The organism is Silvimonas soli (assembly GCF_030035605.1).
In the GTDB taxonomy this organism is placed as follows: Bacteria; Pseudomonadota; Gammaproteobacteria; order Burkholderiales; family Chitinibacteraceae; genus Silvimonas; species Silvimonas soli.
In genome coordinates this window covers 1,851,315-1,867,521 of sequence record NZ_CP106736.1, presented here as the reverse complement: position 1 = coordinate 1,867,521, position 16,207 = coordinate 1,851,315, and the positions used below count along the sequence as shown (strand labels likewise).

At 50.9% G+C, this 16,207-nt stretch carries 13 protein-coding genes and 3 pseudogenes; 2 read left to right on the top strand and 14 right to left on the bottom strand.

Annotation, left to right across the window (positions count from 1 at the left end; genetic code table 11):
• Positions 1-40 precede the first annotated feature (40 nt).
• The 3 genes and pseudogenes from N7220_RS08555 to N7220_RS08545 all read right to left on the bottom strand — a co-directional run.
• Positions 41-334, bottom strand: coding sequence for a hypothetical protein (locus N7220_RS08555; protein ID WP_283151029.1), 294 nt, complete (start codon positions 332-334; stop codon positions 41-43).
• A gap of 412 nt (positions 335-746) precedes the next feature.
• Positions 747-2,612: a hypothetical protein gene (locus tag N7220_RS08550; RefSeq protein WP_283151028.1), complete on the bottom strand. Its 1,866-nt coding sequence runs from the start codon at positions 2,610-2,612 to the stop codon at positions 747-749.
• A 254-nt stretch (positions 2,613-2,866) separates the two neighbouring features.
• Positions 2,867-3,136, bottom strand: a pseudogene (locus N7220_RS08545) (integrase core domain-containing protein); the annotation flags it as partial.
• Positions 3,137-3,192: 56 nt separating this feature from the next.
• Here N7220_RS08545 and N7220_RS08540 point away from each other — a divergent pair.
• A pseudogene (locus N7220_RS08540) lies at positions 3,193-3,456 on the top strand (transposase); the annotation flags it as partial.
• Between the two features lie 226 nt (positions 3,457-3,682).
• On the opposite strand, the gene N7220_RS08535 reads toward N7220_RS08540, so the two are convergent.
• Entirely contained in the window at positions 3,683-4,759 is a 1,077-nt protein-coding gene (locus N7220_RS08535; protein WP_283151027.1) for an IS110 family RNA-guided transposase, read from the bottom strand.
• Between the two features lie 77 nt (positions 4,760-4,836).
• On the opposite strand from N7220_RS08535, the pseudogene N7220_RS08530 reads away from it, so the two are divergent.
• Positions 4,837-5,679: pseudogene (locus tag N7220_RS08530) on the top strand (IS3 family transposase); the annotation flags it as partial.
• 43 nt (positions 5,680-5,722) lie between these two features.
• On the opposite strand, the gene N7220_RS08525 reads toward N7220_RS08530, so the two are convergent.
• The 10 genes from N7220_RS08525 to N7220_RS08480 form a co-directional block, all read right to left on the bottom strand.
• Positions 5,723-8,002 (bottom strand): hypothetical protein, encoded by a 2,280-nt coding sequence (locus N7220_RS08525; RefSeq protein ID WP_283151026.1) that lies wholly within the window; start codon positions 8,000-8,002, stop codon positions 5,723-5,725.
• Between the two features lie 15 nt (positions 8,003-8,017).
• Positions 8,018-8,842, bottom strand: a complete 825-nt coding sequence (locus N7220_RS08520; RefSeq protein WP_283151025.1) for a glycosyltransferase family 2 protein — start codon at positions 8,840-8,842, stop codon at positions 8,018-8,020.
• Positions 8,843-8,846: 4 nt separating this feature from the next.
• Positions 8,847-9,203 carry an EamA family transporter gene (locus tag N7220_RS08515; RefSeq protein ID WP_283151024.1) on the bottom strand — a complete coding sequence of 119 codons (357 nt, stop codon included), beginning with the start codon at positions 9,201-9,203 and terminating at the stop codon, positions 8,847-8,849.
• Entirely contained in the window at positions 9,203-10,033 is an 831-nt protein-coding gene (locus N7220_RS08510) for a sugar phosphate isomerase/epimerase family protein (protein ID WP_283151023.1), read from the bottom strand. Before N7220_RS08510 ends, N7220_RS08515 begins: the two co-directional genes overlap by 1 nt.
• The gene (locus tag N7220_RS08505; protein ID WP_283151022.1) at positions 10,030-10,821 is read right to left on the bottom strand and encodes an NAD-dependent epimerase/dehydratase family protein; all 792 of its coding nucleotides are present in this window, start codon (positions 10,819-10,821) and stop codon (positions 10,030-10,032) included. Before N7220_RS08505 ends, N7220_RS08510 begins: the two co-directional genes overlap by 4 nt.
• Complete coding sequence (locus tag N7220_RS08500; protein ID WP_283151021.1) at positions 10,821-11,963, bottom strand: FAD-dependent oxidoreductase; 1,143 nt, start codon at positions 11,961-11,963, stop codon at positions 10,821-10,823. The genes N7220_RS08505 and N7220_RS08500 overlap by 1 nt, the downstream gene beginning before the upstream one ends.
• The gene (locus tag N7220_RS08495) at positions 11,960-12,988 is read right to left on the bottom strand and encodes a glycosyltransferase (protein WP_283151020.1); all 1,029 of its coding nucleotides are present in this window, start codon (positions 12,986-12,988) and stop codon (positions 11,960-11,962) included. Before N7220_RS08495 ends, N7220_RS08500 begins: the two co-directional genes overlap by 4 nt.
• A gap of 133 nt (positions 12,989-13,121) precedes the next feature.
• Positions 13,122-14,573, bottom strand: coding sequence for a ribonuclease G (rng, locus tag N7220_RS08490; protein ID WP_283151019.1), 1,452 nt, complete (start codon positions 14,571-14,573; stop codon positions 13,122-13,124).
• A gap of 102 nt (positions 14,574-14,675) precedes the next feature.
• Entirely contained in the window at positions 14,676-15,671 is a 996-nt protein-coding gene (holA, locus tag N7220_RS08485; protein WP_283151018.1) for a DNA polymerase III subunit delta, read from the bottom strand.
• Positions 15,661-16,176 carry an LPS-assembly lipoprotein LptE gene (locus tag N7220_RS08480; RefSeq protein ID WP_283151017.1) on the bottom strand — a complete coding sequence of 172 codons (516 nt, stop codon included), beginning with the start codon at positions 16,174-16,176 and terminating at the stop codon, positions 15,661-15,663. The genes holA and N7220_RS08480 overlap by 11 nt, the downstream gene beginning before the upstream one ends.
• Between the last annotated feature and the right edge of the window lie 31 nt (positions 16,177-16,207).

Genomic DNA, 16,207 nt, shown 5'->3' with positions numbered 1-16,207 from the left:
ATCGTGCTAAAACTTAGGTTTTTTCTTGGAGTTAGCAGTTTCATTGCACGGATCGTAGAACTGCAGTATCGGCACCAAACAAAGTTGGCAGCGCTTCCAAACCGATTTTAAACCAATGCTTTTCGCCAATTGATCCGACGAGGTCGTTCACCGTTGAGAATTTGGCGCCGGGCGGAAAGTGCTTTTTCGGAATCGTCCCGTAGGTTGCGTGAAGTACTTGAGGGCCTTCGTCGCGGCTAATCAGAATTGGCACCATGTACTCTTGATAAACTTCAGGTTTCCATTCCTTCGGCATCTCAAAGCCAACGCCAAACAAGTCGATAGTCTCGCGCATGCTGAGCACGTTATAGTTTGTGCATTCCGCTACTGTCCTGAATCGTCTAGGGTTTCAGCATAGGCGATCTCTTTGTTCTCGTTCCGTTCGTGGTGTGCCCCGACCTCAATGGACTAACTTAAGGTGGATAATGCCCACCTAGGAGTTGTGTTCATGACCAAGACAGACGTACTTACCCCGAATCGTTCAAGCGTGATGCAGTGAACCAGGTGCTGGCTGTGTTTGAATACACCGGTTTTACAATCTTCATCGCCGCCATTCGACTTGGGGTATCTGACCCCGGTGGAATTCGAGCAGCGCAAATCAGCACTCAGTGCTTAACACGGTGTCCATTGAGGCCGGGCCAGACCAGTCAGTAATACGCAGGGCTTATACTGACCGGTTGAATCCGAGCGGCTAATTTGTGAAGCGCTTATCTCAGCACTCGAACTGGCCCATCTAATGGGCATCCTGGTGTAAAGCGTTTCTTGCCGTCGACGTACTCATACACAAGGCAGGTATTAACGCTTCCATTGTCACCATGGGCTTCCCATGTGCTCACCCCTCTACCAGTGAGTCCGGAAATTTCACCGAGCGTGTAACGCTTTGAATCAAGGTTGAAATAGTGATATTTATTATCCGAGAGTGTTGCCAGAGAAAATCTTTGAATGAATTCGGCGCCTTTCGGCCCCCTTAGGCGCAATACGGCATCGCCTTGGTTTATTTTAACGTAGGTTGCAAACATAACCCCTATACGATTTAAGCTTGTGTTTTGGTTTTGTTGAGCCGCTGTCATTAAGAGGGGTATTGCATTAGCCTCTCCAAGTGGGGTGCTTGGTTGTATTTTATATACTTCACCTAGGTGGGCGATTCCAGCATCTGCACGGCTAGTAAAATTACATCCCTCTTTTTTTATATAACGAGAAGGAACTGACATGATCCATTCTGATGTTTCAGGATAAATTTCTATCCGCGACGTGGCTTCTAAAGGTATTTGAGGCTCACTAAGACAAATTTGCTCAGGAAAGTTAAACATCGTTTTTATGGGCTGCCGAGTTTCATAAAATTCAAAAATCAGCGACCCGTTGAAAGCGTAAACTTCAAAAATCGATACCATTATTAAAAATAAGAAAAATATATTTTTCCGCGCTCGCGATATTTGAGAAATACAAGAAATTGTCAAAAATACCACCAATACATTCAATCCTACGTAATATCTATCTGGCCCAGTGTTTTGATAGTTTGAAAAAAAGCTTGTCAAGCCCGGTCGCTTAATGATAGACAATAGATCGTAGATTGCCAAAGCAACAGCGGAAAATAGAATAAGTTTCTTTGCGTGCTCGTTGCCTGATTTTCGGTAGGCATTGTAAGTCATTGCAAATAAAAATAAAAAAAGTAAGATAGAAACCGCGTCTGATAGTTTCTCGTACCATGGAAATAAAAAGGGGTAGAGTAAAGGTCTTGCAACTGTTGCTTCAATTAGGTTGCTACTAACCATATCCTCCGGAACCCCGCCTTTACCACCTAGTCGGGGGAGGAGGTATATGGCGAGAACAGTAAATGAAGTAATCAGAATTCCTGTTCTTCTTATACATGACAAGAAGTTTTCGTCTCGCGAGTAATCAAAAATAACGTAAGAAAAAACAAGGACTAATGTAATCGGATTTGTTGCAGCACAAATAAATAAAAATATATCAACGCAAATTGAAAGCAATTTGCATCTTAGTTCGTCACGCCAAAAAAGCAACATTACGACAAGCAAGGGGATGACAAATCCAACTTGCAATATTCTCCCAATTGTTTCATTTTGCGTGTTGCCCATTGGAAGCAAAACAATCAAAATGAATCCGATTCCGGAAAAGAATGATGTAGTGATTTTCCTTAGAGTTGCAAATGCAAACGTTGCTATAGCGGAGTAGAATGAAAAAGAAACAAAAGCAATTGCTTGCGGAAGAAGAGAGAGCGGATTTGTTGAAAAAAAAGTGCTTAATTTTGTGGAAATAAACAATAAAAATATATTGATAAAAACAAAATAGTCCGTTCTCGCGTGAAGCAATACGTGTAACCACCCGTTAGTCAGCCCTGATGCAGTCCAAAGTGCATCCTCTGCGTAAATTACAGGATTAAAAATAGGATCAGGATTTCTTAAAAATAGAATGGAGATAGCTAAAAAAAATATTCCCGCATAAAATAATATGCTGATTGCTTTTCTGATGATAATAGCGTTGGTTAGCATAGACAAATTTCCAATATTTTTTGCTGCCGGTAACGAGGCTAGTGCACATTCTATTTCCTTCATCCTAACATTTGTTGTTGAACAGGACTAGGCTCATTTATCTCCGTAGCTGCGTTGTAACATGAATAAAGAATTGCATTCGACGTGCGAGTGTTGCCTCGGGCTTAAATGGACTGTTTCTGACCGATAAGATGTAAGTGGATGCCTGGAGGAAGTATTTGTAAACGGGATTAAATTCGTCTTCTAGGGGCATGGCCGGTAATCTTAGCCATTTCTTTAGTTCGGCGGGTGATCTCCTCCCGCCTAACCGAGCGGCTAACCGACTTCGCCGCCAGTTGCCTGGCATACGCGGACGGCGTCAGGCCGCGCAGCGATTTCTTGGGTCTTTCCTCGTTGTATTCCCGGCGCCAGGTTTCTATGAGTACCCGTGCATGGGCCAGACTGGTAAACCAGTGTTCATTCAGGCATTCATCACGAAACCGGCCATTGAATGATTCGATGTACGCATTCTGGTTCGGCTTGCCCGGCTGAATCTGGCGTAGCTGTACCTCGCGTTGATGAGTGATCTCCTCCCACAAAACCGGAGCAGCGAAAACCAGGGATTTCTGGCAGATTTGATGCCTTCACGGGCAGGAGATTGGCCATGAAAACGTCGAAATACACGGAAGAACAAATTGCCTTTGCGCTGCGCCAGGCCGAGTCGGGCACCGCCACGGCGGAGGTCTGCCGCAAGATGGGCATTTGCGAGGCCACGTTTTATCTCTGGAAAAAGAAATACGCCGGGCTGGGCGTGAGCGAATTGAGGCGCCTGAAGCAGCTGGAAGAAGAAAATGCCCGGCTCAAGCGGATGGTGGCTGACCTGAGCCTGGACAAGCAGATGCTGCAGGAAGTCATTCAAAAAAATGTATGGTCCGCCCCGGCTTTGCAAGATGGTGTATCCGTGACAGAACAGTTTGCCTTAATGTATCCGGCCTCTCGCGAGTGGGCTGTTGTTACAGCCAGGCCATGATGAAATACGCGCGTACGGTTTCTAAATAGCGGTTCGGGCTCTGAACCCGCTTTTTTTGCAAGATTTACCGTGCGCCGTTTGGCTGTTTTGTCGTCAATACAGAATCCAGCAAACTGGGAATGGGTCAGGCAATTTCTCCTTCCTGCTGTGGTGTTCGTGTGCTGATCCGGCCGTCACGTAAATAGAGTGTGCCAGGGTGGTTCAGGATCGCCCACACGATTCTGGCCAGTTTGTTGGCCAGTGCCACGACCACCTTGTTCGCATGCATGCGTGCTTCCAGCCCGGCGATCCACTCGCCCAGCCGGTCCTTTGAGCTGTCCAGATGCAGGACACAAGAGCGCGCGCCATGAATGAGTAAACGCCGGATGTAGCTGTTGCCGCGCTTGCTGACACCGAGAAGGGTCGATTTGCCACCGGTGGAGTATTGCGCAGGCACGAGCCCCAGCCAGGCGGCAAGATCTCTGGCCTTATGAAACTGATGACCATCCCCGACGGCCGCCAGAATGGCAGTAGCACCGAGATTACCGATACCGGGAATGCTGGTCAGGCGCCTTGCCATCTCTGAACGGGTTGCAACGGCATTGATGTGTTCGGTGACGTCGTTGATGCGCTGCTCGATCTGCCCCAGCTCATTTGCCAGGTCTCGGAGCATGTCGCGCATGGGAGGCGTGAGATCATTTGTTTCATCAGCCAGCACCTGCGGCAAGCCGAGCTTGAATGCACTGCTACCGGCCCGGATGGGGATGCCAAACTCAAGGCAGAATGCGCGAGCCTGGTTAATTAAGCGAGTCCTGCTGGCAATCAACCGGTCCCGGATCCGATGCCGGGCCTGCAATTCCACTTGCTCCACGGAACGTGCCTGCACAAAACGCATGGTGGGGCGCGTCACGGCTTCGGCAATGGCTGCTGCATCGATCAGGTCATTCTTGTTGGATTTGACATAGGGTTTGACGAACTGGGCCGGGATGATTCTGACTGTATGCCCCATAGATTCAAGTTTCCTGGCAAGCCATTGTGATCCGGGGCAGGCCTCCATGCCGATCCGCGCCGCAGTGGCATTCGAAAAGAAAGTGAAGATGGTGTTACGACTGAGCGTAATGCGCTGAACAGGATGACCCGCAGCGTCCAGACCCACGACATGAAAAGTGGTCTTACCCAGATCGATCCCGTACACGGTTGCGCCAACAGGTTTGTTTCTCATGATCGTCTCCTTGCTGAAAGGTGAAGCCCAATCAAAGTATGTTCCTGCAGAGGGAGGGGCGGACCATTCCATTAGCTCTGAAGCCAGCCCGCAAGCGCGAGCTGGCCAACTTCCTGATTGAGGCTTACCGGGTCAGCATCCGCCGGGCGACGGCAGTGATCCGGTTGCGGCAGGCCACTTACTTCTACCACGCCCACCCCCGGGATGACCGGGCCGAACGACAGCGGATCCGGGAGATTGCGGCCACGCGCATTCGCTACGGTGCCGAGCGCATCCATGTGCTGTTGCGGCGCGAAGGCTGGCTGATCAACCACAAGAAGACGTACCGGATTTACTGCGAGGAAGGGCTGAACCTGCGCAGCAAGCGGCCACGCCGTCGCGTGGCTGCCGCGCACCGGCAGGGGCGACCTGAAGTCTCTACGGTAAATGCCTGCTGGAGCATGGATTTTATCGCGGACCAGCTGTTCAACGGGCAAAGAATCCGGGCGTTGACTGTAGTGGATAATTTTAGCCGAGAGAGCCTGGCCATCACGGTGGATTACGCATTGAAAGCAGTGGATGTCGTGGCCACGATGCGGCATCTACAGGCATTGCGCGGGACGCCGCAACGGATTCAGGTGGACAATGGCAGCGAGTTCATTTCGCATGCGCTGGACCACTGGGCGTATGAACACGGGGTCACGCTCGACTTCTCACGTCCGGGCAAACCCACAGATAATGCGTTTATCGAGTCATTCAACGGCAGTCTGCGGGATGAATGCCTGAACGTGCACTGGTTCCTGTCGCTGGACGATGCGCGGGAAAAGATTGAGCGCTGGCGGGTCGACTACAACGAGTTCAGGCCGCATAGCTCACTGGGAAACCGGACCCCGAGCGAGTTCCGGCTCGCACACCTTGAAGCCGGGAATCTCCAGTTCTAGCCGCTCGGCTAAGCGGGAGGAGATCAAGCCAAATGTTGGTTGCTTAGTTTACCAATTGAATCGGTACCTGAAACTGGCTGCACGTATAGAGAACAGAGCCGATCATTCCAGCCATGCCTAGTATGACCTTTCCATGAAACCCCGAAACGTCAACTTGTGACTCAAAACCAGCAGCGCTAAGTGGAGGCTGTTTGAACGCCTTCGCTACGTCGTCTCGTATCTGGCTGCGAGTTTTAACGTAGATCTGCTTGCCGGCTTGATTCGTGAAGGTGAGGAAGATATTGTCATAAATCTCGCCCTTCTGAGTGGATGCTGCTAGCCATCCGCGCACCCCCATAAAATCCGACACCCGCAGGGGGGCGGCTGTGATCAATGCCCCATTCACTGTATCTATTGAGCCATCGCATACTCCCGACTTTTGGTCATCATGGGCCGGAACCCCGTTTACAATGGCGTCAGACGATACATACCCACGATCTACAATACTAGCGGCCGCAATGTTGACCCAATTCGCTGTGAACTCTGGTTCAAAATAGCCACTTGATGCTGTATCAAACATAATTTCGGTGATTCTTTCGCCGCTAAGGTCAATGTTATCCAACAACGGCGATACCGTCACACCGCTGGAAGCATTCAAAATATTCAGCCTATACTCGCGTATCTGCCCAGATTGCCCTTTAAGTTTAATCTTCAGGACATTGCCGCGGAATAACATGTTTTTGACCTTTGCATAAATGGTCAGCTTGAAATTCGGTTTGATTTTAAGCAAGCCACCGCTCACTTTGGGAACTAAATACCATTTTCCAAATTCCATATTTCGCTCGGCAATAAATTTTTCCGCATAGGCTGTCACAAACTGATTTTTGCGCAAAAGCAGCAGCGGCACGCCGCCCTTCCCCTTGCCACTTTTAACAACATGATAATTAAGAAGAATTGAACTAGTGGTTAACGGGTCTTCATTTAGCGAATATTTCTGGTCAGGCGAATCGAACGGGTTGCACCGGGCAGAAGTACATGAAATGCCCGCAGTCCACAATATGAACTCGGGGCGGTTAGGCGATTCGAAATAAGTCTGATTCATAGCGTCGAGTTTCGGCGTAAGTGTCATATAGCCTTGGAATAGCGGCCTATGCCGATAATTTAATTCATTGGCGAATATGTACTCATTGTTATACGGATAAACGTCAACGGTAGAATTGCCTATGAGTTCCCGCATTACTGAATCCAGCTTGAATTCTGGGTAAGCATTGGCCATTCGTGCCGCGTAGCTGCTATTGAAATCAATGGCTGCACGCAAAGGGTCCCTCGTGGGGGAGTTGATGTAACTTGGCGTGGTTGACAAGTAGTACAAAGCGATCATGATTAGCAAAAATACTGCACGGCCAATTTTTGATTTCTCAAAAATAGCCAAGAGCGCGAGCATGGCCACAGGCGAAACAAAATAGTTGAGATAATGGTCTGCACGCCCAAAGCCCAGCTTGAAGAAAATCAGCAAGAGAATATTAATTGTGAGGAAAAACTGTCTTTTGCGTAGAACGACGTACGCGTTAAGCGCAACCAATACAAGAGCAACAATAATCCAAGTTTTTGTAGTATTCCCCACATCTAGTGTCATATCAACAGAATTGCCAAAACTCAGTTGATTGTTGATGACAACGTAACTAATTATGCTGGTCGTGTCGTGGAAAACCAATAACCCAACAAACAAATAGCTCACGACCATGCTGGCAGCAAATACGCCGAACAGATGAATTTTTCTATCACTAATCATGCAACTAAAAAAATAAGATCCAAAAGTGGCTGCAGCCACCAAGCCATAGAAATATCTTATGTAGATGGCTCCTCCTGCAAGGACTCCAAGCACAATGCATTGCTTTAAATTGATGGGTCGATCGACCGACTTTCTATGGTCCAGATAGGTCGCAACTATGAACGGCCATAAAAACAAGGAGGGAGGAAAAACCAAATTTCCAAAAAAAAGAAAAAATGCGATAGCTAGGAAAGCAATCGAACCTGCTTTCAAGGTCATTGATAAAATCAGTGTCCATACGGCCGCATTAATGGAGCTCAAGAAGCCAATAGCTCCCCAGTAAGACATGACGCTATACTGTGATGTCGCACCTCCCGCTATCCAGTACATCGGCCCGTAACTGAATAGGAAGTCCTGCTTTCCATAGAACATCTGATTCGTCAGGTTAATCCATTGCTCAACATTCCCATTGGAACCAGAACCGGTGTTAAGGTGCAGAGACGAGAATATGACGACAAACAGGCATGCAAACAACAATAAAGTCCTGCTGCTTTCAATGGATACGATTTTCATTAATATGATTTTTTTTTAAAGTTTCTGGGATGGATTGTATTGGCCAAGGCATGCCTTTAATAGCACCTTCATAACCGCAAGATTTCCACGGACACTACTGATTTTGGTCGGAACCTCACCCTTCGGATATTTTCTGCTTGTCGGCAATTCAACGCAGCGATAGCCCATCCTGGGCGCGATATAAGAGAGGTAAGCGAGTAGTTCGTACCCGGCAAACTCGTCTCGAAACGGGGCAACTGCAGGGTCAAGTAGCAACTGGCTACTATATGCCCGAAAGCCCTGGGTTGTGTCAGTCCACTTGAATCCTGAGGCCAAGCTCAGGCAGGGGGCGTGAATAAATCGAATAGCAAAATCCCTCGCTTTTGGGGTGTTCTGGGCAATACCACCGGCAATGAAACGGGAGGCCTGGACGAAGTCGACCCCGTCGTTAAGCGCTGCAATGAATCTCGGGATCGGCTCGGGATCATCTTTGTCGTTGCCATCAATGGTCACAATCCCCGAATAGCCCATGTCCAAAGCGAAAGCATATGCGCAGCGCAATTGGGCACTTAACTTTCCTTGCCCAGTTTTCACCAGAAGTCCCCGGACTCCCTTTGCCTGCAGGGCGCTTAATTCCAGAGAACCGTCGGTACTTCCTCCATCGACAATAATGATATCCGCGACTTCTGCAATACCCAGTGCGTCCATCCTCGCAATCAGGCTTTTGATACGTTCGCCTTCGTTAATGACAGGAATAACTACACACCACGGATGCTGCCGACCCAACCACAGAGATTGGGTAAATGAAGGCACCTGCCAAGAGGCACGTACATCAGGAGAAACGCAGGAGGTCATAGCCATTGGGTTACGCAACTCGCACAGTAATAAGAAAAACACCCGCAATGACTAACAGAATGCCCGCACCGGTTGTCCAGTGAAATGGCTCCCGAAAAATCAATGTAGACGACAAAGCAACGGTGGCAACTGCACCAGAGGTTAAAATGGGATGTGCAATGTTCAAGGGCAATCGTGCCAATGCCGCTGCATAGAGCAGGAATGCCCCGCCATAAAGAGTCAATCCCACCCAAAATGGCCAGTTTGTCAGCGCTGCGGCTGGGTCGGAAAGCGATGGAAACTTTCTGGGCGGGAGCATGGCCAGTTTGACGAGCACGCTGGCCGACGCATTAGCTGCGATACCCAAGACAAGGATCAGCCATTTCATTAGCGATATTCCTTCGCAGACCTATAATTCTGGACTGCCACAATCAATGCCCGCTCAATCGAAGCGAGATGTGGCTCATGCTTTGTCGCCACCATCTCGATCGAAACCACATGCTCAGGCAGGTACTCCCTCAAAATGGCATGGAGCGTTCCATGATCTGTTTTTGCATCCCCTAGTGGAATCAGATCGGGTTCACTGGCATGTACGTGCCCTATTAATTCAGCGTGCTCCGCCAATACATTGCGCGCGTTTTCGCCATTGATAGTCAAAGCGCCAGTATCTAGCTGCATTTTTATAGCGGGATGCCCGACCAGCTGAACCACCTCAGCCGTTTCCACGCTATCAGTCATGAAATTTGCACCATAACAAGGGGGATTTGGTTCAAGGCACACGATGACATCATGCTGCAGGGCCAAGTCACCCAAGCGACGAAAGAATGGAATCGCCATATCCAAAGTTTGTGAGTCACTCAAGCCCGAGCGATCTCTATTTTTGGGAGAGCCAAACACAAGCCGTTTCGCACCGGTACCAGCACCGAGGCGACACACCGCCCCGAGATGATCGAGCATAGCCTGTTGGATATCAGGAGCCCCGAACATATTCAGCCCCGTTGTCCCAAACAATAACGCTTGCATCCCGGTAATTTCAACGCCACGCTCAGCCCATTGATCTTTAACGGCATGCATATCAGCAGCAGTTGCTTTTCCTGGCACGGGAAAATATTTGCCGGGCGCTATATCAATGGCGTCGACGTGGTATTTCTTCAAAAGCGCGGCCGCCCCTTCATCTTCAGTGGTGTCCCACGCAATATTCGATATGGCCAATCTCATGCTACACCCGCCGAGGAGGTCCGAGCGAAGGGCTCAGACTGAGCATATGCGCGTATGGCAAGTAGCGTTTCGCTAGCGCTATATTGATGCCGTCCGCCTTTGCCAAAGATTGCCGCATGCAAAGTTTGCATGTCATACCGGGCAGGTGTGCCGGACAATTGATGCCCAAAGAGCTTGCCAAAGCCAAGAAGCGAGACATCGGCAACGCTGATTGGCTCAGCCGTCAGATGGACCAATGTCAGTCCAGCCTGCAGTGCAACTTGAATATCGAACCAAAGGTTCACCATTGGGTAAAACTGGAATACCCCTCGACTTTCAATGGACACAAGATTGTTGTTATTCAGGAAGTCATAAATCACATTTTTACGCAGCCCCGGGCCGACCAAACCAGGCAAGCGCACAATCAAATGTTTGGGGAAGTGCTCTTGAACAAACTTTTCCAATTGTCTGCGATGCAGGCCATATGCATGTAGACCTGTCTCCTGCACTGCCGTGTCTTCGTCCACCCCTAGAGGCTGCAAGAAAACATCCACGGTGCTAATCAGAACGAAAGTTTCACATTTAATCGTTTTAAGATGTGAAATCAGCGATTCGATCTTCTGGCGATCCGCCTCCGGGTCGCGATTAGCAATCCACTTCTGTGCCGGCGCCCCGGCACAGACCACAACGTCGAACGCTTCACCCGCAATATCCTGGATATTGGTTGAACGGTACAACGCATCGAAGTGGGCCTGCCGCAAAAGCGTACTCCCCACAAAACCGGAGAAACCAATCAGTGCATTTGTCATTACATCTGCTCCAGGTTCTCGAACTGCTCAATTTCCAGTTTCTCAAGAACGTCATAAATATTGTCTATCTTGCCGCCAAGCACTGAAAAACACCCTGGCAAATCAAAATGCTTTTCAAACAAAATGGGTCTGCCGTCATCGCCCTCATTTTTCATTAGGACGGTTTTCACCTCAAACAGCGAATCAATATGCCGCGCTGCGAGTACAGACGGCAGATATCGCCCTACATCTCTCACCATTCTGTCCGTGCGTGTAGCACGCTCGTAGCGAGCGAGCTTTTCATACGGATCGGTGCCCAACTCATCTTCCCAGCTTAAATGTGGCGTATACCTGACATGGGAAAGAGTATGTAGTCCACGAGCAGGAAATGGCATTAGCGAAAAGAAAGGCCCGTCCATTACCGTAATGCCAATATTCTCTAGCTCGGGAGGTACGTGCATGAGCGCCATTTCGGTAATTTCATGCTTGAGACGAGTTTGCGTTCCGGGAAAATTGCCGCGCAACTGGTTAAGTCCGCTATAGGTGCAATTCAGGAGATACCGGCATTGCACCTGTTCTGTTTCGCCGCCCGGAGTTTGCATTGTCACGGCCAGACTATCGTCCGCCATTTTGGTAACACCGGTTGCCCGGGTACCAAGCAGAACCCGTACGCCATTATCGTCCAGTTCACGCTCGGCCCAGCGGGCCAGCACTGTTGCATCGAATGCATATTCCTCAACGGCAAACACGTCCTCAATCAGTCGTGGCTCAAAAAGAGCCCGGAGCTTTGCGTCAGCGGGGCTGACATTCGCGCCAATCTCATGACAAAAGCGCTCGAATTGGCGTGCTGTGACTTTTGAATTGCGCCGGGCAATCGCATACAACTTGGTGAAATCGCGTTTGACTGCCTCGGGCCAATCGCGAACAAATTTCGGCAGATTCACTCGGCTGCGAAAGGCGGTGGTAAAGCTTCGCGGGTAGTGATACCCATTATGGACGCGCGCCTGGTTATTGTAAGAGGCACGAACCAGCAGCTGGGTTTCTCGCTCAAGCAATAAAACCCGCCGCAATCCGCGCTGCTTGGCCAGATAAATTGCGATTGCCGAACCGTAAAAGCCACCGCCGATAATGACGGCATCAAATGTGCTTCCCGAACCTGTCATCCGTGAACTCGCTGCTCTTCACCGAGTGTCCCATTGGTGGGAGGCGCCATTACTTCCTCGATATTGAGCTTTTCACGATGGGTCATGCGAGCACTGGTGAACTCCTGAGCAACATGATAAAGCGGCCCCTCATTTGAAAGGCTAGCCATCTGCAGGATATATTCGCCCAAAACCAGAAGAACCAGCGAAATGAGAAAAAACATACCGGACTGTTGCAAGGACAAGCTCACCCAACCCGGTGCTACGTGGGGCTTGAACAAGCCGATGGCCACCACATAAATGGAGTAAACCAAGTTAGCAACCGCGCCAAACAACGAAAGAGCAGTCACCAAGCGCATAGGGGCCTTGGTTGTCGACACCAGTAAACGCATGCCTCGGTCGACGCTTTCACCCAGTTTCTTCTGCTTTGCCGAAAACGGCGGGGTACTGTACTCCAGATTGGCCCGAGCGAACCCCCCTGTCGCGGGCAAATGCCGATAAGTCGTCGCAGGTTGAGCATGCTGCAGAATAAAGTTCACCACACGCTTGCTGAGCAATCGGTACTGAGGGGCCTCATTAGCAAGGTGAACACCGCTGAAATACTTATAGAGACGGTTGAACACCGAAAAAGCAGCCCGGTAAGTCACGTTCTGCGCTGGCTTTTGCAAATTCCTGGCAAACACCACATCCGCACCGCTCACAGCTTTGTCTAGCATCTGGGGCAGAAAGGAAATGTCATCAGTCAGCGGATCGATAACAGCTACAAAATCACCAAGCGCACTTTCCAGCCCGACCCAAGAGGCTGTGTCTGCATCCACCTCTTTTGTCAGGGCGTAGATTTGCAGGTTTGGTAACCCATTCTGGGCGGTCAGCCTCTTCAGAATCGACACACTTTCGTCGTTTGAAGCATTATCGACGACGATCAGCTCGTAATCACTCGCCAAGGACGATAAAGCTGCAGAGGCGTCTTTCAAAATTGTCTCAAGTTGCGGCTGTTGATTACGCACTACATACACAACTGACAAGAATACTGGGAAGAAGCTCATTGCAAATACTCCACCAACCTTGCATGCATGCAAGTGTCAGCTTTCAGTAAAAATTTCGGTGATTTTTGATATTTTACCGAGAGAGGAAACGGGCGTCACCCTTTTGGTCCCGTGAAGTGATTGCGTGAAGTGGTTACATCAACACCACATCAAACTGCTCCTGCGTATATGCCGTCTCAACTTGCAAATAAATCGGCTTGGCGATGAAGTCTACTAATTGCGCGAGGCTGGCGGATTCTTCGTCCAGGAACATGTCGATTACGTTTTGCGATGCCAGGATGCGGTATTCGCGGGCTTTGAACTGGCGTTCTTCGCGCAGGATTTCACGCAGGATTTCGTAGCAGACTGTTTCGGCGGTACGGATCTGGCCCCGGCCCTGGCAGGTGGGGCAGGGCTCGCAGAGTACGTGGGCGAGACTTTCGCGGGTGCGTTTGCGGGTGATTTCAACCAGGCCAAGGCTGGTGAAATTGGAGACCGTTACTTTGGTGCGGTCGCGGCCGATGGCTTTTTGTAGTTCGTCCATCACGGCGTTGCGATGGGTGTCATTGTCCATGTCGATGAAGTCGACAATGATAATGCCGCCCAGATTGCGCAGGCGCAGCTGGCGGGCGATGACGTGGGTGGCTTCCAGGTTGGTTTTGAAGATGGTGTCGTCAAACGAACGATGTCCGACAAAGCCGCCGGTGTTGACGTCGATGGTGGTCATGGCTTCGGTTTGATCGATGATCAGGTAGCCACCAAACTTCAGATTTACGCGGCGGGCCAGTGCGCGTTCAATCTCTGCTTCTACGCCATACAGTTCAAACAGCGGGCGTTCACCCGAATAATGCTGTACGCGAGGAAATACGTCGGCCACAAAAGCCTGAGCAAACTCGCGCATCTTCTGCACGTTCTCGCGAGAGTCCACCAATACTTCTTCGGTCTCACTGTTCACCATGTCGCGCAACGTACGCAGTTGCAGCGAGAGGTCTTGGAACAGCAACGATTTGGGCGGTTGGGTTTGTGATTTCTGGCGGATGTCGGCCCAGATCAGGTTCAGGTAGTCAATATCGGCCAGCAGTTCGGCATCGGTTGCATGGTCGGCCGAGGTGCGGATGATATAGCCGAGGTGGCCCGGTGGCAGCAGGCTTTCCAGTCGGGCACGCAGACGGTCGCGTTCGTCGTTGTTCTCGATGCGCTGGCTGATGCCGATGTGGGTTTCTTGCGGCAGAAACACCAGGAAGCGGCCGGCAATACTGATCTGGGTGGAAAGGCGGGCACCTTTGGTGCCGATCGGGTCTTTAATGACCTGAATGACCACGGGCTGGCCTTCGTGCACCAGACGCTCAATGCGCAATTCTTCGTTGGGATGTTGGCGTTGTTCGATCACGTCAGCAATATGCAGAAACGCGGCGCGTTCCAGTCCGATCTCGATAAAGGCACTCTGCATGCCTGGCAAGACACGTTTAACCACGCCCAGATAGATGTTGCCGACCAGCCCCCTATGGGTGCTGCGCTCGATATGGATATCCTGCACCACGCCGTCTTCAACCGTCGCCACGCGCGTTTCTTGCGGGGTGATATTGACCAGAATCTGTTCTTTCATCGTCGAATCTCTCACGTATTTGTTATGTTCTGGCCAAGCTATCTGGCGTTGGGTCGAGTGTGAGGCAGATATTTGCAGTGCAATGCCCGAGATGGCTCGGGCCTATTTGAGCAAGGGCAGGCACATGTTCAGTAATTCGTCCCAGGCATCACCTTGGCCGACACCTTTATTGATCTGATCGATTTTTGCTGCGGTACTGAGCGCGGCTCGCAGTTCGGTTCCGCCTACGCGATTGAGTGCTTTGTCTACCACGCCTTGCTTGGCACCCCACACCCGGTTTTCTTTATATAGCTGTGCCATATTGGCACCGTTGGCGCGGCCTTGAGCCAGTCGCCACAGTGCGCGAATTTCTTCGGCGAGCGCCCACAAGACCAGGTGCGGTGCTTCGCCTTCGGCCCGCAAGCCATCCAGCATGCGCACAAAGCGCGTAGCGTCGCCAGCCAGCAGCGCTTCGCCCATCTGGAAGACATCATAGCGGGCAACATTGGCCACTGCTTCGCGCACTTGCTCTAACGTCAACGTTCCGGCGGGATGTAATAGCGCCAGCTTTTGTACTTCCTGATGCGCCGCGAACAGGTTGCCTTCCAGCCGGTCGACAAGAAAGCGCATGGCATCGGGTTCCAGCGATTGTTGCTGAGCCGTCATGCGCGCGGCAATCCAGTTGGGCAATGCGGTGCGCTCAATGGGCTTGGCTTCGATGACTTCGCCGTGCTGGCTCAGCGCCTGAAACCATTTGCCATTCTGGGCGGTACGATCCAGCTTGGGGCACTGGATGACGGTGACAGTGTCTTGCGGCAGGCGAGCGGCATAGGCTTCTAGCACTTTAGCGCCTTCCACGCCGGGCTTGCCGGTAGGGATGCGCAATTCAACCAGTTTTTTCTCGGCAAACAGCGAGAAAGAATTGCCGATGTGGCCGAGCTGGCTCCAGGAAAATCCGCTTTCCACCGTCAGCACTTCACGCTCGCTAAAGCCGTTACGCATCGCCGCTTCGCGAATGGCGTTGGCCGATTCCAGCGTGAGAAACCCTTCTTCGCCATGCAGCAAATAAAGCGGCGCCAGCCCGCCTTTCAGGTGGCGGGCCAGATCATCACTGCGCATTGTCGCCGTGTGTAGCAACAGCGTTGATACGACGCAGGATCAGTTGCGAGGCATCCTGCTGCATGTCTTTGACCAAGCGGTTGGATTCACCGGTCATGGCAATCGGGTTGTTCGGATCATAGGAGTAACTGCGCGACAGCGTCACTTGCTGGCTTTCCATAATGGCAGTGCCATCGGGGCGGAAGGCGCTGAAGGTGGCCACAAACGACGTCTTGTATTCCGTAGCCTGGCCTGCACTATTAATAGTCAGCACGGCGTTGTTGGTGCTCTCGTTCAGGATGGCAATCTTGGCGACATCTTTTTGTGTGGCGTCTTTGATCAACTTGACGTTAGGCAGCAGCGGCAGATACAGCCGCAACTGCTGGGCGACGCCGCCTTTGCCTTCCACATACACCGTGGGGTAAGCAAAGCCCGAATTCGGGCCTTGCCCGCGCAAATGAAAGCCGCAGGCCGCCAGCAGGCTAATCAGTAAAATGGCCGTCAGGCGGCGCAGCGTTGCAGTCATTGCGTAAAACCCTGGTGGTTGTTGGACGGGG

What these genes read in the sequence shown, in the direction of transcription:
- N7220_RS08555 (WP_283151029.1), bottom strand. Translation starts at nt 334, where the DNA reads ATGCGCGAGACTATCGACTTGTTTGGCGTTGGCTTTGAGATGCCGAAG.
- N7220_RS08550 (WP_283151028.1), bottom strand. Translation starts at nt 2,612, where the DNA reads ATGAAGGAAATAGAATGTGCACTAGCCTCGTTACCGGCAGCAAAAAAT.
- N7220_RS08535 (WP_283151027.1), bottom strand. Translation starts at nt 4,759, where the DNA reads ATGAGAAACAAACCTGTTGGCGCAACCGTGTACGGGATCGATCTGGGT.
- N7220_RS08525 (WP_283151026.1), bottom strand. Translation starts at nt 8,002, where the DNA reads ATGAAAATCGTATCCATTGAAAGCAGCAGGACTTTATTGTTGTTTGCA.
- N7220_RS08520 (WP_283151025.1), bottom strand. Translation starts at nt 8,842, where the DNA reads ATGGCTATGACCTCCTGCGTTTCTCCTGATGTACGTGCCTCTTGGCAG.
- N7220_RS08515 (WP_283151024.1), bottom strand. Translation starts at nt 9,203, where the DNA reads ATGAAATGGCTGATCCTTGTCTTGGGTATCGCAGCTAATGCGTCGGCC.
- N7220_RS08510 (WP_283151023.1), bottom strand. Translation starts at nt 10,033, where the DNA reads ATGAGATTGGCCATATCGAATATTGCGTGGGACACCACTGAAGATGAA.
- N7220_RS08505 (WP_283151022.1), bottom strand. Translation starts at nt 10,821, where the DNA reads ATGACAAATGCACTGATTGGTTTCTCCGGTTTTGTGGGGAGTACGCTT.
- N7220_RS08500 (WP_283151021.1), bottom strand. Translation starts at nt 11,963, where the DNA reads ATGACAGGTTCGGGAAGCACATTTGATGCCGTCATTATCGGCGGTGGC.
- N7220_RS08495 (WP_283151020.1), bottom strand. Translation starts at nt 12,988, where the DNA reads ATGAGCTTCTTCCCAGTATTCTTGTCAGTTGTGTATGTAGTGCGTAAT.
- rng (WP_283151019.1), bottom strand. Translation starts at nt 14,573, where the DNA reads ATGAAAGAACAGATTCTGGTCAATATCACCCCGCAAGAAACGCGCGTG.
- holA (WP_283151018.1), bottom strand. Translation starts at nt 15,671, where the DNA reads ATGCGCAGTGATGATCTGGCCCGCCACCTGAAAGGCGGGCTGGCGCCG.
- N7220_RS08480 (WP_283151017.1), bottom strand. Translation starts at nt 16,176, where the DNA reads ATGACTGCAACGCTGCGCCGCCTGACGGCCATTTTACTGATTAGCCTG.